The 22,216-nt window shown below is 53.9% G+C and carries 24 protein-coding genes; 16 read left to right on the forward strand and 8 right to left on the reverse strand.

From position 1 onward, the window contains the following. Positions 1–269: 269 nt before the first annotated feature. Both NM686_RS16495 and NM686_RS16500 read right to left on the reverse strand, forming a co-directional pair. The gene (locus tag NM686_RS16495) at positions 270–1,118 is read right to left on the reverse strand and encodes an aldo/keto reductase family protein (protein ID WP_255188944.1); all 849 of its coding nucleotides are present in this window, start codon (positions 1,116–1,118) and stop codon (positions 270–272) included. 309 nt (positions 1,119–1,427) lie between these two features. After that, on the reverse strand, positions 1,428–2,669 hold the full coding sequence (locus NM686_RS16500; protein WP_255188945.1) for a glycosyltransferase: 1,242 nt from the start codon (positions 2,667–2,669) through the stop codon (positions 1,428–1,430). Positions 2,670–2,858: 189 nt separating this feature from the next. On the opposite strand from NM686_RS16500, the gene NM686_RS16505 reads away from it, so the two are divergent. Beyond that, entirely contained in the window at positions 2,859–4,670 is a 1,812-nt protein-coding gene (locus NM686_RS16505; protein ID WP_255188946.1) for an autotransporter family protein, read from the forward strand. A gap of 39 nt (positions 4,671–4,709) precedes the next feature. Here NM686_RS16505 and NM686_RS16510 read toward each other — a convergent pair whose 3' ends face one another. From NM686_RS16510 to NM686_RS16530, 5 genes are all read right to left on the reverse strand, one after another. Continuing rightward, the gene (locus NM686_RS16510; RefSeq protein WP_255188947.1) at positions 4,710–5,333 is read right to left on the reverse strand and encodes an inorganic pyrophosphatase; all 624 of its coding nucleotides are present in this window, start codon (positions 5,331–5,333) and stop codon (positions 4,710–4,712) included. Positions 5,334–5,479: 146 nt separating this feature from the next. Then, entirely contained in the window at positions 5,480–6,607 is a 1,128-nt protein-coding gene (modC, locus tag NM686_RS16515) for a molybdenum ABC transporter ATP-binding protein (protein ID WP_255188948.1), read from the reverse strand. Next, complete coding sequence (gene modB / locus NM686_RS16520; protein ID WP_255188949.1) at positions 6,604–7,290, reverse strand: molybdate ABC transporter permease subunit; 687 nt, start codon at positions 7,288–7,290, stop codon at positions 6,604–6,606. The genes modC and modB overlap by 4 nt, the downstream gene beginning before the upstream one ends. A gap of 12 nt (positions 7,291–7,302) precedes the next feature. Continuing rightward, positions 7,303–8,073, reverse strand: a complete 771-nt coding sequence (gene modA, locus NM686_RS16525) for a molybdate ABC transporter substrate-binding protein (RefSeq protein WP_255188950.1) — start codon at positions 8,071–8,073, stop codon at positions 7,303–7,305. Between the two features lie 21 nt (positions 8,074–8,094). Continuing rightward, the gene (locus NM686_RS16530; RefSeq protein ID WP_255188951.1) at positions 8,095–9,582 is read right to left on the reverse strand and encodes an alginate export family protein; all 1,488 of its coding nucleotides are present in this window, start codon (positions 9,580–9,582) and stop codon (positions 8,095–8,097) included. Between the two features lie 800 nt (positions 9,583–10,382). Between NM686_RS16530 and NM686_RS16535 the strand changes: the two genes are divergently transcribed. The 14 genes from NM686_RS16535 to NM686_RS16600 all read left to right on the forward strand — a co-directional run bounded on the left by NM686_RS16535 (position 10,383) and on the right by NM686_RS16600 (position 21,025). Further along, entirely contained in the window at positions 10,383–11,597 is a 1,215-nt protein-coding gene (locus tag NM686_RS16535; RefSeq protein ID WP_255188952.1) for an IS110 family RNA-guided transposase, read from the forward strand. Positions 11,598–11,883: 286 nt separating this feature from the next. Further along, positions 11,884–12,222, forward strand: a complete 339-nt coding sequence (locus NM686_RS16540) for an ArsR/SmtB family transcription factor (RefSeq protein WP_255188953.1) — start codon at positions 11,884–11,886, stop codon at positions 12,220–12,222. 33 nt (positions 12,223–12,255) lie between these two features. Continuing rightward, positions 12,256–12,735, forward strand: a complete 480-nt coding sequence (locus NM686_RS16545) for an arsenate reductase ArsC (RefSeq protein WP_255188954.1) — start codon at positions 12,256–12,258, stop codon at positions 12,733–12,735. A gap of 16 nt (positions 12,736–12,751) precedes the next feature. After that, positions 12,752–13,108 (forward strand): arsenite efflux transporter metallochaperone ArsD, encoded by a 357-nt coding sequence (arsD, locus tag NM686_RS16550; protein WP_255188955.1) that lies wholly within the window; start codon positions 12,752–12,754, stop codon positions 13,106–13,108. A 10-nt stretch (positions 13,109–13,118) separates the two neighbouring features. Then, the gene (gene arsA, locus NM686_RS16555; RefSeq protein WP_255188956.1) at positions 13,119–14,888 is read left to right on the forward strand and encodes an arsenical pump-driving ATPase; all 1,770 of its coding nucleotides are present in this window, start codon (positions 13,119–13,121) and stop codon (positions 14,886–14,888) included. A gap of 43 nt (positions 14,889–14,931) precedes the next feature. Further along, positions 14,932–15,372: an ArsI/CadI family heavy metal resistance metalloenzyme gene (locus NM686_RS16560; RefSeq protein WP_255188957.1), complete on the forward strand. Its 441-nt coding sequence runs from the start codon at positions 14,932–14,934 to the stop codon at positions 15,370–15,372. A 38-nt stretch (positions 15,373–15,410) separates the two neighbouring features. Then, on the forward strand, positions 15,411–16,469 hold the full coding sequence (gene arsB / locus NM686_RS16565; RefSeq protein ID WP_255188958.1) for an ACR3 family arsenite efflux transporter: 1,059 nt from the start codon (positions 15,411–15,413) through the stop codon (positions 16,467–16,469). Further along, entirely contained in the window at positions 16,469–17,278 is an 810-nt protein-coding gene (locus tag NM686_RS16570; protein WP_255188959.1) for a type 1 glutamine amidotransferase, read from the forward strand. Before arsB ends, NM686_RS16570 begins: the two co-directional genes overlap by 1 nt. Continuing rightward, positions 17,241–17,408 carry a hypothetical protein gene (locus tag NM686_RS16575; protein ID WP_255188960.1) on the forward strand — a complete coding sequence of 56 codons (168 nt, stop codon included), beginning with the start codon at positions 17,241–17,243 and terminating at the stop codon, positions 17,406–17,408. Before NM686_RS16570 ends, NM686_RS16575 begins: the two co-directional genes overlap by 38 nt. After that, on the forward strand, positions 17,405–17,908 hold the full coding sequence (locus NM686_RS16580; RefSeq protein ID WP_255188961.1) for an arsenate reductase ArsC: 504 nt from the start codon (positions 17,405–17,407) through the stop codon (positions 17,906–17,908). The genes NM686_RS16575 and NM686_RS16580 overlap by 4 nt, the downstream gene beginning before the upstream one ends. A 68-nt stretch (positions 17,909–17,976) precedes the next feature. Further along, positions 17,977–18,795 carry a class I SAM-dependent methyltransferase gene (locus tag NM686_RS16585; RefSeq protein ID WP_255188962.1) on the forward strand — a complete coding sequence of 273 codons (819 nt, stop codon included), beginning with the start codon at positions 17,977–17,979 and terminating at the stop codon, positions 18,793–18,795. A 4-nt stretch (positions 18,796–18,799) separates the two neighbouring features. Then, positions 18,800–19,258, forward strand: a complete 459-nt coding sequence (locus NM686_RS16590; protein ID WP_255188963.1) for a thioesterase domain-containing protein — start codon at positions 18,800–18,802, stop codon at positions 19,256–19,258. 82 nt (positions 19,259–19,340) lie between these two features. Next, on the forward strand, positions 19,341–19,583 hold the full coding sequence (locus tag NM686_RS16595) for a thioredoxin family protein (RefSeq protein ID WP_255188964.1): 243 nt from the start codon (positions 19,341–19,343) through the stop codon (positions 19,581–19,583). A 113-nt stretch (positions 19,584–19,696) separates the two neighbouring features. Beyond that, a complete protein-coding gene (locus NM686_RS16600) occupies positions 19,697–21,025 on the forward strand; it encodes a permease (protein WP_255188965.1) in 1,329 nt (442 codons plus the stop codon). Between the two features lie 99 nt (positions 21,026–21,124). Here the strand turns inward: NM686_RS16600 and NM686_RS16605 are convergent, their stop codons facing one another. Further along, positions 21,125–21,469, reverse strand: a complete 345-nt coding sequence (locus NM686_RS16605; protein WP_255188966.1) for a DUF2956 domain-containing protein — start codon at positions 21,467–21,469, stop codon at positions 21,125–21,127. Between the two features lie 51 nt (positions 21,470–21,520). Here NM686_RS16605 and NM686_RS16610 point away from each other — a divergent pair, with 51 nt between their 5' ends. Beyond that, positions 21,521–22,213, forward strand: a complete 693-nt coding sequence (locus NM686_RS16610; protein WP_255188967.1) for an SDR family oxidoreductase — start codon at positions 21,521–21,523, stop codon at positions 22,211–22,213. Positions 22,214–22,216: the final 3 nt, after the last annotated feature.

The following is a 22,216-nucleotide window of genomic DNA, read 5'->3' on the forward strand; positions in this document are numbered from 1 at the left end:
TGTCGCAATTTTTCTGGACAGGACGAAATTTATCCCATAGAATGCGCCAACTTTGAAAAGGTAGCTCGATTTGCAAGAATCGTCATCTTTCAATGGGGAGGGAGGAAAGCGACCAGTCATCTGGTATAAAAACAGCAACAATCGCACAACATTCAAACTGTCATTTCTAATGACAGCGTCCAAACAATAAAAACAATATCAAACAGGACGAAGCCCGCATCCGCGGGCTTTTTTATATCCCTTGATTACGGTGACGGCGCCTCTCGCATTCATAGCAAATGCGTTATCCCCAAGCACTCCTCCTCGGTCAACTCAAACTCGAAAATCGCCAAATCCTCCGTCATATGCTGCGCGGAAGTGGTGCCAGTCAATGGCACGATGCCGATTTGGGTCAAATAGCGAAAAAAGATTTGAGCCGGACTGCGCCGATATTCCGCGGCCAAGTCCTCGATCGTTGCCGAGGCCAAAATCCGGGGATTGGCCGTTAGCGTCCAAAAGCTCTGATAGATAATGCCCTGCTGCCGGCAAAACTCACGGATGCCGGCATCAAAGCCAGTGTCCCGATAAAACCTGTTTTGAATAATGGCCGGCTTGACCGCGGCTTCGGCATAGAGGAATTTGAACAGGCCAAGGTCATAACAATTACTGATACCCAAATCCTTGGCGTTGCCTTCCAGAAATATGCCTTCCATCGCATGCCAAACCTCAAGCAATTGCTGCCGGTCCGGCAGCGGCGAATGCAAGATCAGACCGTCCAGATAATCAGTTTGCAAGTTTTTTAACGAAACCTGAAACGATTGCAACACTTGTTCCGCCAGTGGGGCTTTGGGATCGTAAGGAATCCGTTGCGGAGAATGGCCGTCCACGGGCGTGAATTTGGTCTGCAGATAAATCTGATCGCGGCTCAAGCCTCCCCGCGCAAAGCTGGCCTGCAATGCTTCGCCGACCCCGGCTTCATGATAATGCTTGGGCTGACATGCAGTATCGACACCCCGGAAGCCTAGCGCCAGCGCCTGCTCAACCAGTTGGGCGGTACGTTCTTTCTTCCAGGCCGTACCGTATAAAATCCTGGGTACCCTTACCCCATAATTGGAGGTGACATAGTCGATGTGAGTCATGGCTATTCCTCGAAACGAAATATCTGAAATATTGGAAAACCCTCCGAAAAATACCCACTGGAATACTGTCGTAACGGACAGGCTGGACTGAATGCAAAGAAACCCAATTCTGACTTTGCTGGATTATGCTGCGCCAACCAGGTTACAAGACAGCCTCCCGAGGGAAAAGGAGGTTATATTTACGGCATGACTCGGTCCTTGGCGATCGATTATGCGGGTAGCCCACGACAGCACCTCCAAGCAACTTGAGTCACTTTTGTTTAACAGTCAACGAAACATGAAAACCAACAAAGCAGGCTATCTCCAGCACTATGGTGCCTCGGTGGCCCCGCAAACCTTGGACGACTCACCCGCACGGCGAGAGTCTATCAGCGCCTCACAACGTAAACCAATGTCGTTGGCCTGTCTAGCGGGTGAAAACCCGGCGTATTTTTCTGCCAACGCCCCAGCCGCCTGTTTGCATGCAAAATTGGACAAAAGTTCGGAAATAGCGGCCCGATAGTTTGGCTTTTTGGTTTCGCTGGCAATGCATTTTCCAAAGCCCAAGGCCTCGACCTTCATCGCACTCAACCACTGCTCTAGTTGCATGGGCAATACCAGAACCGGTTTGCCGGATAACAGAAAACTTGAAAGGGTTGATACTCCGCCGTGACTGATTGCCAGGTCGCACTGTTGGCAAATGTCGGAAATTTTATAGGGATGCGGTGAAATATGCAGATTGGCGCTGTTATGTTTTTGAATGAACGCCGGCGTAACGCCGGGGATATGAATCAACACCGAGCAAGCCGTCGTGCGGAGCTGCTGCAGCAAGGTTTCTAAATTGGCATAATCCGTTCTTACATAGGCAAAAATTTTGCCGTCGCCAACCGATGGCCAGCGCGGCTCTAAACCTTCGCTTTGATACAGTGCAGGCCCCCAGTGACATGCATTGCTACGTTGCGGGTAATGATCCAGCTCAGGAAAGGTAAGCAAAAAATCCTCGTCCACGCTAAACAAATCCGCCAGCATTCCCAGTGTCGGACAGTTGAGTCTTTGCAGTACGCTATTGGCCGCCTGCAGCACCTCTGCCTCGGTTTTTATCAACTCTTTTTCCGGCACTTTCAGCATGGGGTGCAAGCCGGGCAATGGACTGAGCCGAGGAGGCGAAAAAAAACCATTGCCGAACAAGACTTTGGGGATGCTCAGCATCCGCGCCGCCAGCAAGGCCGTGGGCGCATGGTCGAATACGATCAAATCCGGTTGCAGGTATCGATATAGGGATAGCCAGGCGCGGGTACGGCCAAACAAGCCCGCCTCATCATTGAATCCTGCATTTTTCAGAATTCCAGGATAACTGCTGGCCGGCGGCATGGTTTGCATGCCCGGCCAGCGGATAGGTGCCTGCAGATAATCGAACCCATCCTTGCCCAACAAACTATCGGCATATTCAAGGTTTTTCAGCACAAAAATCACCTGATGTCCGCGCCGTTTCAACCACTGCGCAACCGCATGAAAGGCGGCGATGTGACCATACCCTGCGCCCAATTCCCAAACATAAAGTATTCTACTCATTCGCAATATTCGTCTCGGTGCCCGGAAACGTTGAAAAGCACGCATGCTTCGAAGCGAAAGCATTTGGGATTCAAGGCATTTTGGTTTGAACTGTTAATCGGTTCTCACTATACTCAATCTAAAATTGACTTCGCAATTATCGCGATTCGACATCCTTTCGCCGGCCGACACGCCCTTTCGATTCAGATTATGAAGCACACCTTTGCGTTTGACACCCTTGCCATGCCGCCGTTTTCAAAACGCCGCGACCAGGCCGAGGTGTTTTCACCACGGCTGCACGCCTCGAAACCTTTGTTATTGGCGGCTATCAGCCTGATGTCGATGACCCCGTTCGCGGTTGAGGCCTGGACGCTGGATTTTTCTCCGAACAGCTATAGCGTCAATGAAGCGGACGGCACGGCCACGGTAAATGTTCGCGTTGCCTCTGTCACCGGAGACTATGGCAGCTGTACCATTAGCGGTACTGTCGTCGCCACTGGCGGCTCGGCCTCTTCTGGCGAGGACTATACTATTTCGGGAGGAACGTTTTCGTTTAATGTACCTTTCGCTATTTACAACACATCGGAATATGTCGCTACGGCTCCCATCGGTATCAATATCGTCGACGATGCCTTGGTCGAAGGGGCGGAGACGATTAACTTGTCCATTCAATCCCCAACTATTATTTGCTCGGACTCCAACGATACAGTCTCCGTTGCAGGATCAGCCATAGTCAACATCAACGACAATGATACAGCGCCGCCACCAGAGCCGACTCCGCCGAACCCGACCCCCAATTTATTCGACAACCCCAATTTCACACCCAATCAACGCTCGGTGTACGAAGGCTTGCTCAGCGCCTGCGAAAATGCCACCGGTGAATTATTGGCGCGTTGCAATGAGGTGAGCAATGCCGATCTCGATAGTATCATCCCGGACGAAGTGGCGGCGCAGGGCACGATGGCGACGGATTTTGGCTTCAAACAGTTCTCGATCATTCATGGCCGTATCGTCAACCTGCGTAACAGCCAGCAACAAAACTCCACCCTGCTCGGCTACTCGACCATCAACATCAACGGCGAAAATATTCCGGTCGGCAAGGCCTTGATGACGGCCTTGGGGCCGGCGCTGGGCGGAGCCGCCGGTGATGATTCCTCAGCAGAACCCTTTAGGGACAGCCCTTTGGGTTTTTTCATCAAAGGCCAATTCAATGTCGGTGATAAAAAAGCCAGCCGAAATGAACAAGGCTTCGATGTAGAACGAAAGTCGATGACCGTCGGTCTCGATTACAGCCTTACCGACGACCTGGTGCTGGGCGCGGCGTTCGGCTACGGCGGCACCGAAAACACTTACTTCAACAATAACGGCCGCATGGAAACCGACGCCTTCGAGTTTTCCACCTACGGCAGTTATTTCCTGCCCAGCGATTTTTATGTCGACTGGGTTTTGAGCTATGCCCTGCATAATTTCGATACCAAGCGCCGCATTCAGTTGAATGGCTTGGACACGACGGCGGACAGCTCGCCGGACGGCGATCAGTACGGCGTCAGCCTGGGATTTGGCAAGGATATTGCGATACAGGACGTGATCATCAATCCTTATATCCGCCTGGAATACCTCAATACTCAAGTCGATGCTTATCGGGAAAATGGCGGCGCTGGACTGGGCCTGGAATTCGACAGCCAGGAAATAGAATCGACTTCCTCGACCGTCGGCGGACAAGCCAGCAAAGCGATTAGCCTGTCGTGGGGGATTTTATCTCCCAGCATTCGGTTTGAATGGGTCCATCAATACATGGATGATAGCCGCTTGATTCAGGCCAGATTCGCCAACGCCTCGGCAGGCGCGGGGAAATTTACCGTTCTGACCGACAATCCCGACCGCGACTATTTCAACATCGGCAGTTCCCTGGCCGTAAACCTGCCCGAGGGCCGGGCAGGATTTCTGCGTTACGAATACCGCTTGGGCCAATCGGACATCACCGACCATACGGTGGAATTGGGCGCCAGAATCCCGTTTTAAGGCAAAACGCACCACGGCTGATGCCAGGAAGACGCGGCCTCACTCACCATCTGTATTGCCGAAATGATATTGATAATCGGCCATCGAGCGCCTGATCACCTCATGCGCCTCTTCCCGGCCGTAGACGTTGGTGATTTCGCAGATGCTTTTTTCGCTCGGCAAATGTTTGTAGGTCAAGAAATAATGTTTCAAGCGGTTGATGTAGGATTCCGGGCAATCCGACACATCGCGCCATTGCCGGTAAAACTCGTCGCCCTTCATCACCGCGATGATCTTGTCGTCGGCCTCGCCGCCGTCCAGCAGGCGGAATCCGCCGATAGGAATGGCCTGAACCAGAATATCGCCATGGGTGACGCTACGCTCGCTCAGCACGCAGATATCCAACGGATCGCCATCGCCCTTGCTGACGGTTTTACCCGACATCAATTCCGCATATTCGGCGGTTCTTTCCGCGCAATAGGTTTGCGGAATGAATCCGTACAAGGTTGGGATCATGCTGGAAAACTTTTGCGGCCGATCGATCTTTAAGTAACCGGTGGCTTTGTCGATTTCGTATTTGACGGTATCTGAAGGAACGATTTCGATGAAGGCCGTGACGATATCCGGCGCGCTCTCGCCGGGTTGGATGCCATGCCAAGGATGAGCTTTGTGTTGAATATTCATGTGCAAGCGTTGATGACTAACGATGCGGCTAATTTACCACGGTTTCCGCGCCTGGTGACCGTAAAGTCTGTAAGCCGGGACTATCGCCGAGGATTTATTTAACCGCTGACCAGGACTTCCTTCATGATGCGGTTCCCCGGGAATGATTAATTCAATATCGAGCTAGCCTTGATCTGGACATAAACCGGCATGCCGATGCGTAAATCCAGCAACAGTTTGGATTTGCGGGTGATATACGCCAACAGCGGCGAATCGGCTACCTGATCCACGCTGCTTAGGCCCGACGGTGCTTCAGCATAACCAGACAGCCGCAACCGCACCACACAATGACCGCTGTCATCATCGGCGATACCGGTGATGACGGCCGGCAACACGTTCAGAATGCTGGTCGCGGTCGGCTGTTGCAGCGTGATGCTGACGTCGCGGGCATAGACTTGCAGCCGCAGCGTCGTGCCTGGATTGGCGGCCAGCCTCGGCAGGCTGAGTTCGCCGCCCGTGCAAGCCACCCGCGTCAATTGATAGTCCGCTTCATGTTCGACTACTTGTACTTGCCAAACCGTCGAGGCCTCCCTGTCCTGCGCCATAGACACATCCAGCCGGCTCAGGGTGTCCGACAAGGCGCCAGAAGCCAGCACCTTGCCTTCGTCCATGATTACCAGATGATCGGCCAGTTGCGCGACTTCCTGCCGAGAATGAGTCACGTACAGCACCGGAATCTGCAATTCACCATGCAGACGACTCAAAAACGGCAGGATGTCCTGCTTGCGCTTGAAATCCAGCGAAGCCAAGGGTTCATCCATCAACAGTATCTTCGGATTCAAGGCCAACGCGCGGGCAATCGCGACCCGCTGGCGTTCGCCGCCGGACAAATGCGCCGGCATTCTGTCCAATAAATGCTCGATGCCCAATAACGCCAGAATATGCGGCAAATCGGCTTGCGGGGCGGTTTTGACCATGCGTTTCAAGCCAAAGCGCAGATTGCCGGCGACGGTCAGGTGTGGAAACAAATTGGCTTCCTGAAACACATAGCCCAGTTCCCGTTTATGGGTCGGCAAAAATAGGCCTTGCTCACTGTCCTGCCAGACGTCGCCATTGATGCACAAAAATCCAGCAGAGGCTTTTTGCAGACCAGCGACGCAACGCAGCAAAGTGGTCTTGCCGGAGCCGGAGGGACCGAACAACACCGTGATGCCGCTGCCAGGCAAACGCAAATCCACGTTCAGCCGAAACTCGCCGTAGTCGAGATCGAATTTTGCGTTTATTGAAGTCGTCATTTTAGTTGATGGGCCACGGGATGGGTTTTCAGCGTGCTGTACAGCACCAGCAACACAGTAAAGGAAAACGCCAGCAGGCTGCCGGCCAGCCAATGCGCTTGTTCATAGTCCAAAGCTTCGACGTGATTGTAGATTTGCACTGACACCACACGCGTCCTATCCGGAATGTTGCCCCCCACCATCAACACCACGCCGAATTCGCCAACAGTATGCGCAAAGCCCAGGATCGTGGCGGTCAGGAAACCCGGCTTGGCCAGCGGCAGCACCACGTTAAAAAAGGTATCCAAGGGCCCCGCGCGCAAGGTAGCGGCGGCTTCCAGGGGTTGCTGACCAATTGCCGCAAACGACGCCTGCAAGGGTTGCACGACAAAAGGCAGGGAATAAAACACCGAGGCGACGACCAGGCCGCTAAAGGTAAACGGCAAGGTGCCCCAACCCAGTTCACTGGTCAGCCGGCCGATAGGGCCTTTTGGCCCCAGCACTACCAGCAGATAGAAACCCAACACCGTCGGTGGCAACACCAGCGGCAAGGCCACCAATGCATTGCAGATACCTTTGAAACGCGAGGTCGTGCGCGCCAGCCACCACGCCAGCGGCGTACCCAGCATCAGCATGATCACGGTGGCCAAACTGGCGACCTTGAATGTCAGCCACAGGGTGGCGATATCGGCTTCGTTCAACATGATGTCATCGCCCTACTCGGGTGAGCCGAAGCCGTATTTTCGGATGATGGCCCGCGCCGCCTCCGATTTCAGAAAAGCCACCAGAGCCCGCGCCGCCGGATTTTCGGCGCCGGTTTTAAGCAACACCGCTGTCTGGTTGAATGGCCCGTGCAGCTCGTCCGGTATCAGCCAGCCAGAACCGCTGCCGATCTTGCCAGTATTCAGATCGATCACCTGGGCCAGCGCCACGAAACCCAGTTCGGCATTGCCGGTAGTGACGAACTGGAAAGTTTGCGAGATGTTTTCACCCATCACACACAAAGGCCGCAGCTTGTCCAGCACGCCCAGGCTGGTCATGACTTCTTCCGCGACCACGCCGTAGGGTGCGTGAGAGGGATCGGCCAATGCAATGTGTTTGAAGCCGCCGGTTTTCAGGATTTCGCCTTTGTCATCTACCAAGCCCTGCGTCGCCGACCATAGAACCAGTTTGCCGATGGCATAGACAAAACGGCTTCCGGGCACGACCAGACCGGACTTTTCCAGTTCCTGCGGGTATTTTTCGCTGGCGGACAAATACACCTCGAACGGCGCGCCGCTCTCGATCTGGGCGAAGGCCTTGCCGGACGAACCGAACGAAAGCTTGGCCTCGTGGCCAGTGACTTTTTGGAATTCAGCGGCAATTTCGGTCATCGGCTTTGTGAAGTCAGCGGCGACGGCGACCAGCGTGGTTTCGGCGCACGCAATAGACGTCAGACAAAGCCCCTGGACGGCAAGCAGTAAAGTAAAAAGTGTTTTGATGCGCATGATGATCTCCCGATCCGGTGTTTAAAATCGCAGCTGGCTTTGGACGTAGAAATAATCCACATCTTGCGGATTTGGTGCGTTTTGGGTTTCCTTGGCAAACGCGCCCTTGAATAGATGCGCCCAAGCGGCCTCGAAATTCAAACTGCTGTTGAAGTCCCAGCGCGCGGTCATGTCCAATTGCTGACCGATGAAACTGTCGGTTTTACCGCTGATGTCGCGCAAGCTTGCCGTAGTCCAACTGTCCTTGTCTTCAGCCAGCCAATAAAACCGGTGTGCCAAGCCCAGTTGTACATCGTTACGCGGCGCGGCGGTGACCCGCAACCCTGGCGTATTGATATTGCTGCGGGCAAACGCACCATAAATACCGGTGGGGCCAAACTCGAATCGGCGGGCACCGTACAGCGTATCGAAGCGCTGATCCTTTTTGTCGTTGGGATCGTGGTCGCCGCTGGCGAAATCATATTCCAAATTCACATGCGGCGACCAAGGCATATCAATGGTATAGCCCACATCCAGGTGCTGATACCAGGCGGAATGGTCCAAATCCGCGCCATTGCCGGCATTGGTGTTCGAGCGCACCGTACCGAACTGGCCTATGGTTTCCGTGGAGAAATCAAACGCCCCCTTGGCCGGTTTCATGTAAAAACGCATACCGGGCGTGAAATAACGGCGATTGCGCGTCTGATTGCGTTGGCTATCGCCTTCGTCAAGATGATACAGATACAGTTCGCTGTTGATGCCCCAAGCCAGATCATAGACTTCCAAAAAACCGCCGGAGAACCAGGTATGGGTATCTTCCTCGTCGAATTCATGGGTTTCATCGAGAATATCCGCCGACGCGGTGGGGTAACGATTGACCGGCATCGTAATAAAGCCGTTGAATTGCCAATGGTTGTAATCCAATAAGCGAATCTTCACGCCGGTAAAGCTGTTGATAGTGTTACGCATCGCGTTTCTGGCTACCAAACGCCGGCTACCCAGATTGAGGGTTTGCCGGCCGGCCACGACTTCCGCGCCCAAACCGCTGTAAAACAGGTTTTGATCGGCCCACGCAGCATAACCTTGAATGAAATCGGCCTCGTCCGCATGGGTGTTATTGACACCGGAACCGCTATCGGCGCCTAGCGCCCGGGCATCCAGGAATTCCGCGCCGACTCGAAAGGCGCCCAAATTGGCTTGCAACCAAAAGTCGGTTTGCAACGGGATTTGCTGATCGCCGCCCTTACCGCTGGCCTTGAACTGCCCATCCTGCGATTCATAACGCGTGCGTTGTTCGACCGACATGGACAACCATTTCGGCAAGCCCAGCGCATCGTGCAGATTCCACACCGGTTTTTGGTATTTGTCGCCGCCCAGCAAAGCATCTTGCATCTGGCTTTCAAAGGCAGCGATGGGCGGCTTGGTATAGGTTTTGACTTCCGCGGCCAGTCCACTCGAAGCGCCCAGGGTAATCAAACCCGAAATGAACCATGTTAACGCGTGCGCGCCTTGCGGCTGTTTTGTTCGCATCGTTTTACCTTAATCAATGAGGAAACAAAGTCTATCGACGGTTTGCGTTGTGCCACCGATTCCAAGCACAGTTTAGTTCGTTATGAATCTTTGTAAATAACGATATGAGAACTGAGTTGTTTCCTTATGAAAGACAATCCCAAGAAAATCAGCCTATTTGCTGCTATTTATCCCGCCTTGACCAGCGCAGCCGACGCAGATTCATAATCAAGCCGGGGCGGATAAATCTCATTACGCTTTAGCAGATAATCGAGCGCTCGCGCCATGAAAGCCTGGTTGACTTCATAATTGATGGCGGGAACACAACGCACTGGTATCGGGTTTGCGTAAATCGTTGCGCGGAGAGTTCATTTGGGCCTTGGCTCAATAACACGTCTATCCCCTTGGCGGTAATTTCCTGCATCAGATTATTCCCTGGCCAGGAATGGCTATTCTTGGCTGAACGCTGGTTTACGTCCAATCGTTTGCAAATATGGCCGCAATAGCCTGCGGTCATCAAAGCGTAGCAATTTGGGGTTTGTAATCGGGTAGGCAGGATTTGCTGAGTAACGTTCATGAAGGCTAGGCATCGCCCCGGCAAATGAAAGATACTGCGCGGGAGGCGGCGGGTAGAGGTCGATCAAATTCTTAGCGACTTGATCCTGAACCAGTAACGTGACCCGTCAGACTAACTCGTACCCCGGCATAAATCGTAATAGATCGCAGAGTAATAAGACCTCGGACTGTTCAAGCCTGAAGGTGAATTTAGCCTGACATCCGCCGCCTCCCTGCACATCAAGTTTACACCCTGGGAGGCCATGATGGAATTAACGGCAGTCTATCGTTGTGTGGCGGCGCTGGATGTACACCAAGCCAAGCTGACCGTCTGTGTCTTGTATGAAAACGACCTGGGCGAGGTCGCCACCGAAGTGCGCGAGTTTGGTGGTTTCAAACGGGATCGGCGCGAAATGGCTGCGTGGGTAGCGTCCTTTCATCCGGAGCTCGTGGTGATGGAAAGCACGGGCATTTATTGGAAGAGTCCCTATGCGGCATTGGAGTGGTATGGCTTGAATTTGGCCGTGGTCAATGCTCGCCATGTCAAGCAAGTCCCTGGGCGCAAGACGGATATCAACGACGCGCAATGGCTGGCTATTCTGGCCCGAAGCGGTTTGTTGCGTGGCGGCTTCGTACCGCCTCAGCATTTCCGCGACTATCGCCTGATCGCCCGGCAACTGCAAAAGCTGACCGGCATCGCCGCCGGCGAGAAAACCCGTTTGCACAAATTGTTGACCGACGCCGGTATTCGCCTGTCCGTCGTGATCAGCGATTTGTCCGGCAAATCGGCCAAAGCCATGATCCAAGGCTTGCTGGACGGCGAAACACCCGAGCAATTAGTAGCCCATGCCGATCCACGCCTGAAAGCCACGCCCGATGAATTACGCGAAGCCTTGGCGGGGGAACTGTCGGACAGTCACCGCTTCGTCATTCGCGAACTCATGGCGCATCTCGACGAATTGGAAGCGCGTATCCTGCGGTTTCGCCAAACCTTGCTGAGCCATTTGCGTGACTATCAAGGGATACTGCAAAATCTGCAAACGATACCGGGGATCGACGAACTGAGCGCCGCGATGTTATTGGTCGAAATCGGCGACGACATGAGTGCCTTTGGCTCAGCCGACAAACTGGCTTCTTGGGCCGGCGTCTGCCCCGGCCAAAACGAGTCGGCCGGCAAACGAAAATCGGCCAGGACCCGCAAAGGCAATCCTTATCTGCGCCGCATTTTGTGCGAAGCTGCCAATGCCGCCAGTCGAACCCGATGCCGCTTACAAGACAAGTTCAAGGCTTTGCTGATACGACGCGGGCGTAAACGTGCCATTTTTGCCATCGCCCATAAGTTACTGAAAATCGTGTTTTTGTTGATCCAGCGCGGCGATTATTACCGGGATGCCGATACGGACTACGAAGCACTGGCTGTCCAGCGCAACGCGCCGCGTTGGATCAAAAAGCTCATTCAATACGGCTATATCACACCCTAACTGGCGTGTGACCCAACATCATTTTTTTCGGCCTGTTTAGGTCAGGCTCGCGCTCGCCTCCCGCGCTGGGTATCTTTCAGAGTAACCTGGCCTGAGTCTTCAGCGTATCAGGCGTTTAATCGATAGGGCTTGTCTCACCTTTGATTGGCTCAGTTCGGCCAATTCAAGACACTCAAGCTATCACAAAATCCCATATTTGAACGTCCGGTTTAACGTCCTGACTTGTCATTAGCAATATGCATCATTCTGCTTTTAACTATTCAACTATTGTTGTATAGTTGATTACATGAATAAAGAAATTGCCACCACATTGTTTGAATCACTAGCATCTGGCGTTCGGCTAGACGTGTTCCGTCTGCTGGTCAAACACGCACCGACCGGTCTGGTTGCAGGGGAAATCGCCACTGAATTGGCTTTGCCGCCGACTAATTTATCGTTTCATCTGAAAGCGATGACACATGCGGGCTTGGTCAACGTGACGCAAGAAGGACGCTATCAGCGTTACCGAGCCAATTTAACCGTGATGCAGGCGTTGATCGATTATCTGACGGCGGAGTGCTGCACAGGGCAACCCGAGCTGTGTCTTGATGCCGGCGGGGCATCGGCATGTTGCGACAGCGACTGATTTTTTTCATCCCTACCTTAAGAACTATCCACTATGAATATTTTATTTCTATGCACCGGCAATTCCTGCCGCTCTCTGATGGGCGAAGCGGTTTTCAACCACTTGGCCCCGGAAGGTTGGCATGCGATCAGTGCGGGCAGCAAACCCATCGGTCGCCTGAACAGCGGCGCCGTGGCGTTGTTGCAAGAGAAAGGTATCTCCACCGAAGGTTATTACAGCAAATCCTGGAACGACCTGCCGGTCACGCCGGACATCGTCATCAGCGTTTGCGGTAACGCCGCCAACGAAACCTGTCCTGCCTATCTTGGCCCGGTCATGCGCGCCCATTGGGGCGTGGAAGACCCTGCGCATGCCGAAGGCACGGAAGCAGAAATCAAAGCCGCTTTCGAGACCGCTTATGGCATTTTGCGTCATCGCATCGAAACCTTCCTGGCCCTACCGCTGGATGACTTGAAGAACGATCCGGCGCGCCTGAAAGCCGAACTGGACCGTATCGGCACCTTGTTACCTTGATTTTGGGAGTTTAGCCATGAGCACTATTCAAATTTTCGATCCTGCCTTGTGTTGCAGCACCGGTGTCTGCGGTGTGGACGTCGATCAACAATTGGTGGATGTTTCCGCGGATGTGGATTGGGCCAAGCAAAATGGCGCGCAAATCGAGCGCTTCAATCTGGCGCAGCAACCGATGGCCTTTGCGGAAAACCCGATTGTCAAAGGTTTTTTGGAGCGTTCCGGCGCAGAAGCCCTGCCGTTGATTCTGGTCGATGGCGAAGTGGCGCTGGCCGGTCGTTATCCAAACCGAACAGAACTGGCACGCTGGGCAGCCATCGATGCCGTTGCGGAAAAGCCAGCGTCCAGCTGTTGCAGCGGCAGCAAGTGCTGCTAAGGCTTAATCCATGAAATTCCTCGATCGACCGCCGCGCTTTTTGTTCTTTACCGGCAAGGGCGGTGTCGGCAAGACATCCATCGCCTGCGCCACGGCCATTCGTTTGGCCGATGCCGGCCGCAAGGTGCTGCTGGTCAGCACCGACCCTGCTTCCAATGTCGGCCAGGTGTTCGGCATAGCCATCGGCAACCGGATCACCGAAATGCCTTCGGTGGCGGGCTTATCGGCACTGGAGATCGATCCACAAGCCGCCGCTCAAGCCTATCGCGACCGCATCGTCGGCCCGGTGCGAGGCCTGTTGCCTGATACCGTCGTCAAAGGCATAGAAGAGCAATTGTCCGGCGCCTGCACCACTGAAATCGCCGCCTTCGACGAATTCACCGCACTATTGACCGATAGCGCGCTGACGGCGGGTTACGATCACATCGTCTTCGATACCGCGCCGACCGGTCATACGATACGTTTATTGCAACTGCCCGGTGCCTGGAGTGGTTTCCTGGAAGCCGGCAAGGGTGATGCGTCCTGCCTGGGGCCGTTGGCCGGATTGGAAAAGCAGCGCGAACAATACAGAGCCGCCGTCGACGCCTTGGCTGGTTCTCAGCGCACGCGCTTGATTCTGGTCGCGCGCGCCCAGCAAGCCACCTTGCGCGAAGTCGCCCGCACCCATGAAGAACTGGCGGCGATAGGACTGTTGCAACAACATCTGGTCATCAATGGCATCCTGCCACAGAACGAAACGGAGTCCGATCCCTTGGCCGCGGCGATTCACGAACGCGAACAAGACGCGCTGCAAAACTTGCCCGCCGTTTTGCAACCGCTGCCGTGCGATCGGTTGATGCTCAAGCCTTTCAATATGGTCGGTCTAACCGCATTGCGGCAATTATTCGACGGCACGACCACAACGACCGAAGTCGCCGTCGATTCGCCGCTGGAGCTGGACGAACCGAACCTGTCCGAACTGATTGATGAAATCGCCAAAGACGAACACGGTTTGATCATGTTGATGGGCAAAGGCGGCGTCGGCAAGACCACCCTGGCCGCCGCCATTGCGGTGGAACTGGCGCGTCGAGGATTGCCGGTGCACCTGACCACGTCAGACCCGGCGGCCCATTTGAGCGAGACATTGAATGGCACGCTGGACAATCTAGCCGTCAGCCGCATCGATCCGCAACTGGAAACCGAACGTTATCGCCAACACGTATTAGAAACCAAGGGCGCCAAGCTGGATGAACAAGGCCGCGCCTTACTGGAAGAAGATCTGCGCTCGCCTTGCACCGAAGAAATCGCGGTGTTTCAGGCCTTTTCCGCCATCATCCGCGAATCAGGCAGCAAGTTTGTGGTGATGGACACCGCGCCCACCGGCCATACCTTGCTGCTGCTGGATGCGACCGGCGCCTATCACCGCGAAATCAGCCGGCAAATGGACACGACTGGCATGCACTACACCACGCCGTTGATGCGACTGCAAGACCCGAAACGCACCAAGGTTCTGATCGTGACCCTGGCGGAAACCACGCCAGTGCTGGAAGCCGCCAGCCTCCAAGCCGACCTGAAACGCGCCGGCATCGAAGCCTGGGCCTGGATCATCAACACCAGCGTGGCAGCCACTTCAGCCAAGTCGCCTTTGCTGCGGCAAAGAGCCGCCAATGAACTGCGGGAAATCACTGCCGTCGCCACGCAACATGCCCAGCGCTATGCCGTTGTGCCTTTGCTGCAACAAGAGCCGATAGGCGTCGAGCGCTTGCAGGCTCTGGTCGGCGAGCAGCGGCTGCCAACCTGACGTTTTTCGATACCTGCCATTTCAATTTAAGGGAACTCATGACATGAAACGCCTGCATATCCATATCGCCGTCGACGATCTCGAGCAAAACATCCGCTTTTACAGTGCCTTGTTTCAAAGCCAACCGACGGTGTTGGAAAACGATTACGCCAAATGGCTGCTGGATGATCCGCGCATCAATTTTGCAATTTCCCAGCGTGGACGCAAGGCTGGACTGGATCATTTAGGTATCCAAGTGGAATCGGCCAGTGAATTGGAAGCCGTACAACAAGGACTGTCTCATGCCTCACTACCTGTTGCGGAACAAAAACAGGCGGCTTGCTGCTATGCCCAATCGGATAAATATTGGACCGTCGATCCACAAGGCATCGCCTGGGAAGCGTTTCATTCTTTGAGTAGCATTCCGATGTTTGGTGAAGATGATGTTATCCAATTACAGCCTGCATCGCCTTGCTGTAACCCGAAACAGGTCGGCTCTGACTGACGCGGCGCAGCCACTGCCTAATTTATAGGAGATTACCCATGAATACCCCGCTTTGTCCGCATCCACGCCTATCGTTCCTAGATCGATTTTTGACGCTATGGATATTTATCGCTATGGCAATTGGCGTTGCCATCGGTTTTGTATGGCCGGGCCAGGTCAATCAACTCAATGCCTTGGTGTCAGTCGGTACAACCAATATTCCCATTGCCATTGGTCTAATCCTGATGATGTACCCACCGCTGGCCAAGGTGCATTACGAAGAGCTGGGCGACGTATTCCGCAACTGGCGGGTATTGGGTTTATCGCTGATTCAGAATTGGCTGATTGGGCCGGTGCTGATGTTTGCGTTGGCCATTGTGTTTTTGCGCGATTATCCCGAATACATGACTGGATTGATCATGATCGGCTTGGCTCGCTGCATTGCCATGGTAATCGTTTGGAACGAACTGGCGCGTGGCGACAATCAATATTGTGCCGCTCTGGTCGCCTTCAACAGCGTGTTTCAAGTGCTGTTTTTCAGTGTCTATGCTTGGGTATTCATCACTGTGCTGCCTCCGATATTCGGGCTGCAAGGTAGCCTGGTCGCCATCACCATAGGCGAAATCGCCAAAACCGTGTTCATCTACTTGGGTATTCCCTTCATCGCCGGTTTCACCACGCGCTTACTGCTGGTTAAAGCCAAAGGCAAGGATTGGTATCAGCAGACCTTTGTGCCGAAAATCAGCCCGCTGACGCTGATTGCCTTGCTGTTCACCATCGTGGTGATGTTTTCCCTAAAAGGCGAGTTGATCGTGCAGTTGCCGTTGGATGTGCTGCGAATTGCCATGCCGCTGTTGATCTACTTTGTTGTCATGTTCTTGGTCAGCTTCGTGATGGGTAAGGTGGTCGGCGCTGATTACGGTCAAACCACTACATTGGCTTTTACCGCAGCCAGCAACAATTTCGAACTGGCGATTGCCGTTGCGGTGGCGGTGTTCGGCATCAATAGTGGTGCAGCTTTTGCGGCGGTGATTGGACCCTTAATCGAAGTGCCGGTGATGGTTGCACTGGTGAATGTGGCATTTTTATTCAGGAAACGCCTTTATGCGGAGAGGTAATGCACTACGGGGCTGATACCCGCTATGCGTTAGCTCAACACTTGGAAACAGCAATGAACCAGAGCGAAAAAGTCATCCGGGTTTTTCAACATGACGGTTGCGGCGGCATGGGCTATCTGGCGAGCTTTCTCGATGCTCGGCGCGTGTCCTACGAGATGATTCGTATCGATCAACAACAAGCGCTACCACAGGACATACTGGACAGTGCCGGCTTGATTTTTTTGGGGAGTAACCTCAGCGTGAATAGTGATCATCCCTGGATCGCCGATGAAATTGAACTGATACGGCAAGCTGCTGAAATCGATTTGCCGGTGTTGGGCATTTGTTTTGGTGGACAACTTATTAGCAAAGCCTTGGGCGGCCACATCAGCAAAGCTCCGGCCATGCAAATCGGCTGGTTTCGGGTAGAGAGCACAGCAGAAGCCTCGACGTTGATCGACGCCCAACTACCTTCCAGTTTTGAGGCGTTTGAATGGCATGAAGACACGTTCTCGGTGCCGACCGGCGGTATCCCGCTGTTTTATGGCGAATGCGTTAAACAGCAGGGCTTTCTGCACGGCCGCTGCCTGGCCTTACAGTTTCATTTGGAAATCACCCGACACAAGATACAAGACTGTTTGCTTCAGGCCCGCAAGCGTGTCGCCGACAGCTCGGCCTGTGTCCACCCCAGCGAGCAAATGCTGCACGATTTGGATGACAGGATCACGCGCTTACATGCCGTTTCCGACAGCTTGTTTCAATGGTGGCTGAAATTAGGGGGTGAGGAGAAAAATGACTCATCAAGCCATGAATACCAGCCTCCACAGTGAGAATGCAAAAACCAAAGCCCCGATGGCCTGCAACGCCACCGAATTTGCTTCTGCCTGCCCAGGCTATCAAATAACGCCCAAGAACTTCCTGATGCATCTGTATGCACTTAAATTAAAAGGCTTTTTATGAATGACAGAGTTTATAACGTTCTAATTTTATGTACTGGCAACTCGGCCCGTAGCATCATGGCGGAAGCGGCATTTAATAAGCTAGGCGCTGGAAGATTCAAAGCTTACAGTGCCGGCAGCCATCCTACCGGCACTGTTCATCCTTTGGCCATCGAACAAATTAAAACCCTGAATTATCCAGTCGAGGAATTGCGCAGTAAAAGCTGGGATGAATTTGCCGCACCGGATGCTCCCGTCATGGATTTTGTGATCACTGTCTGCGATAAAGCAGCTGGCGAGGTCTGTCCGGTATGGCCTGGAAGACCGATTACCGCCTATTGGGGATTTGAAGACCCAGCAGCAGTACAAGGTAACGCAGAAGAGCAGCGCCGCGCTTTTAAAAGTGTTTTCAATTTTATCCTGGCTCGCATCAGATATTTTTTAGTCCTGCCACTGGAAAAGCTTGATGCTCTTGCGATCAAGCGCGAGATGGACATTATTGGCCAACTTAAAAACGACTAGCCGCGTAGCATTAAAGATGCCGTCTATTTTCAACTCACCGTAAAACGAAAATTCGAGGACCGATTACGATGAACCCACACCAGGAAGCAAAGACCAAAGCCGCGATGACTTACAATGCCGCCGCCGATCATTTCGACCATCCGGTCAGTTCGTTCTGGCACCGCTTTGGCCGGCGCACTATCGAACGGCTCGATCTACAAGCGGGTGAGCGGGTGCTGGACGTTTGTTCCGGCAGCGGCGGCTCGGCACTGCCAGCAGCGGATAGGGTTGGCGCGGACGGCTATGTGGTGGCGACCGATCTTGCCGGACGCCTGATCGACTTAGCCAGAGCCAAGGCCGAAGCTCAGGGCTTGGCCAACATCGAATTTCGCATCGACGACATGCTGGCCTTGGGCTATCCGGATCACAGCTTCGACGCGGTGGTTTGCGTCTTCGGTATTTTCTTCGTGCCGGACATGAGCGAGGCGGCCAGGGAATTATGGCGCATGGTCAAACCGGGCGGCCGGCTGGCCATCACCACCTGGGGACCGAATCTGTTCGAACCGGCCAACGGCGCATTCTGGGATTCCATCGAGCGAGAACGCCCCGATCTGCATCGGGCATTCAATCCCTGGGACCGCATCTCGGAACCGGAGGGCTTAAGACAGATGCTGGCGGAAGCTGGTGTACACAATGTCGATATCCTGGCCGAATCCGACACACATCCTTTGAACGAGCCGGAAGACTGGTGGAAGATCGCGATGGGCAGCGGCTATCGGGGTACCTTGGAACAACTGAACATCGATGCTTTCGAGCAAGTGCGGCAGAGCAACTTGTCGCGTCTTTTTGAAAAGCGCGTGACGGCGATCGAGACCAACGTCATTTACGCAATCGCCACGAAGAAATGAGCCCATGAATCCGCAAGCGCTCGAGCAATACCTACATGAGCATATTCCGCTGTCAAAAGCCATGCAGGTCTGCGTGCTCGAAGCCGTGCCAGAAAGGGTTATTGTGAGTGCACCGTTGGCGCCCAACATCAATCACACAGAATCCGTGTTCGGTGGTAGCGCCTCGGCAGTCGCCACCCTGGCGGCATGGTCACTGGTGCATGTCCGCCTGAAAAGCGCAGGTATCGCCAGTGGCATCGTGATTCAAAACAATACCATGAGCTATGAGCAGCCGATTCATGGATCATTTACGGCACGTTCGTTCATCAAGCAGCCGGAAGCGTGGGATGTTTTCATGCGGACGCTCTCCCGTAGAGGCCGCGCCCGAATTGCGGTTTCAGCCATCCTTGACTACGAGGGGCAGCCGGCAGGCAATTTTGAAGGAAATTTCGTGGCAATCGTAAAAGAGCCAGGCATCCGATAATTTGCAAAGCACCACACCAGAGAATGCATTTAAACCCAAACACCCGACAGCGTGTTTTTTAACCAATCAAAGGAGATAGGACATGACCGACACAGTGAAAATCGAGATTCTTGGAATGGGCTGCAATAAATGCCATCAACTAGAGGCCAACGCGCGGGAAGCCATAGCGTCACTTAACTTGACCGCCGAAGTTGAGCACATCACCGACATGATGCAAATCGTCGAACGCGGCGTGATGGCGACACCGGCCTTGGTCGTCAACGACGAGGTAGTCAGCCAGGGCAAGGTCATTACAGCCGAAGAAATCGCGCGACATTTGCGATGAAAACCAATCGGCCGAGTTGAAATCGGCTGGCTTGAATTCGTTTCTGACTTCGCCCTTAGTCCGTCGTTATTCCGGACATACCCAATGCCCCTTCAACAGGTAGGAGAAACACCATGAACAACCCTTCATTTTGGCATAACGAATGGAAGGCGCTATTACTAATTGTCGCCGGATTCTTGGTCTGTTTTTACCTGCCGGTGGAAGCCTTGCAAAGCTGGGAGCGCTTGCACAATGCTTTCTGGGAAGCCTTGTATCTGGTGCGCTGGTACGCCGAAGAACATGTATTGCTGTGTTTGATTCCGGCCTTCTTCATTGCCGGTGCCATCGCGGTCTTCGTTAGTCAGGGCGCGGTGATGAAATATCTCGGTGCGACTGCGCCCAAGGGTTTGGCCTATGCGGTGGCGTCGGTATCGGGCACCATCCTGGCAGTGTGTTCCTGTACCGTGTTGCCGTTGTTCGCCGGCATTTACCGGATGGGCGCGGGGCTGGGTCCGGCGATAGCCTTTTTGTATTCCGGGCCTGCCATCAATGTGTTGGCGATCATTTTGACGGCAAGAATTCTCGGCATGGAAATGGGCATTGCTCGCGCAGTTGGGGCTGTACTTTTCAGCGTGGTGATCGGCCTGATGATGGCCTATTTGTTCCGTAAGGAAGAACTGGAAAAGATCAAAAAACAAGCGGCATTGCCGGAAGAAGAACCCAAACGGCCGCTCTGGCAAAACAGCTTGTTTTTGGCCACGCTGGTATTGATTCTGGTGTTTGCCAACTGGGCTAAATCGGATAACACCGAAGGCCTGTGGCATGCGATTTATGAGGGCAAATGGTGGCTAACCGGATTATTCGGCGTCGCCTTGGCGGTCATCTTGAGTCGCTGGTTTCAACTGCCGTCTGGTCGTTTGGCATTGGTGGCCGTGCTGACTGCCGCGGCGGCGCTGCTGTTCGGCAGCCAACCCTTGCTGCCTTTTGCAGTGGCCGTCATCGGCCTGTCCTGGATCACCAGCAACGACGCAGCCGAAGGCGGCGCGTGGTTTGCCGCCGCCTGGGATTATGCCAAACAGATTTTGCCGTTGCTGTTGATCGGCGTGTTGATCGCCGGCGCCCTCCTCGGCCGCCCGGGCCACGAGGGTCTGATTCCGTCGGCATGGGTATCGTCGGCGGTGGGCGGCAACTCCATCGGCGCCAACTTCTTTGCCGCTTTTGCCGGCGCCTTCATGTATTTTGCCACCCTGACCGAAGTCCCCATCGTGCAAGGCCTGACCGGCAGCGGCATGGGCGAAGGCCCGGCGCTGGCCTTATTACTGGCCGGGCCGGCTTTGTCGCTGCCCAACATGCTGGTGATTCGCAGTATTTTGGGCACCACTAAAACCGTGGCGTTTGTCTCTCTGGTGGTAGTAATGGCGACTGGGTGCGGGTTGATGTATGGTGCGCTGATCACTTCTTGATCGTTTCAAATCACTTTCGATTTAAAGCGCGCATGATCTGGAAATCGTCATAAAAAACCATTTCTCCACCTAGAAGACCTTCAAGTTGAATGTATCAAGTTAAAACACATGAGCAACAGCCACATAGAGGCCAATACCTAGCCATGTCGTTATCAATAATGTCCACGGCAGCCAGTGCTGGCGATATACGATGATTTCACGTACTTCTTCGTCATCCTGCTCCCTGAGTGGCGCCTGCTGATTCGCCAACTTTTTCCGTTGTTTGTTCAGCTCACGGGCTTTTTCTTTCTGCTGTCGTTTGTAAAGATCTATGCCCTGCTGGATGCCTTGGGTAATCAGTTTGGTCTGTTCTTTGGTTTGAGCGGGACGCTGAATACGCTTAGCGATTTTTAACGCCTCGTCTTGTGTCTGCGGGGAGGGCTTTTGGTAACTGTTTTTGCTCATGATCGCGCGTTAATCGTTATAGTGATTGCGTTTGCTATGTAAGGAGTCAGTATGTCTAAATCGAGGATCATTGTCATCACCGGTGTAACACGCGGCCTAGGGCGAGCCATGGCCATTACGTTTGCCAGTTTGGGTCACACAGTGATTGGCTGCGGCCGCTCGCAAGCGGCGATAGATGTTCTCAAGACCGAGTTGGGCACGCCGCATCGGTTTGATGTCGTTGACGTGACCGTAGACAATGACGTGGCGATATGGGCAACATCGGTCATCCAGGATTTTGGACCACCTGACCTGCTGCTCAATAATGCCGCGATGATCAACGAGGTCAAACCTCTTTGGCAAATTTCGGCACGAGATTTCGATGCGGTCATCGATGTGAATATCAAAGGCGTGGCCCATGTGCTTCGTCACCTTGTCCCTGCCATGATCGAACGGCAAGAAGGTGTTATCGTCAATTTCAGCTCGGGTTGGGGTAGAAGTACGGATGCTGGCGTCGCGCCCTATTGCGCGTCGAAATGGGCCATCGAAGGCCTGACACGCGCATTGGCCCAGGAAGTCCCGAAATCCATGGCCGCCATTCCGTTAAATCCCGGCATTATCGATACCGATATGCTGAAAATCTGCTTTGGTGATGAGGCCAAGCAGTACCCCACTGCAGCACGCTGGGCCGAAACGGCTGTACCTTTTCTGCTTGCGTTGAGTGCTCGTGATAACGGCAAACCGCTATCGGTGCCGGGTTATTAGGCG

This window comes from Methylomonas rapida (assembly GCF_024360925.2).
GTDB lineage: Bacteria > Pseudomonadota > Gammaproteobacteria > Methylococcales > Methylomonadaceae > Methylomonas > Methylomonas rapida.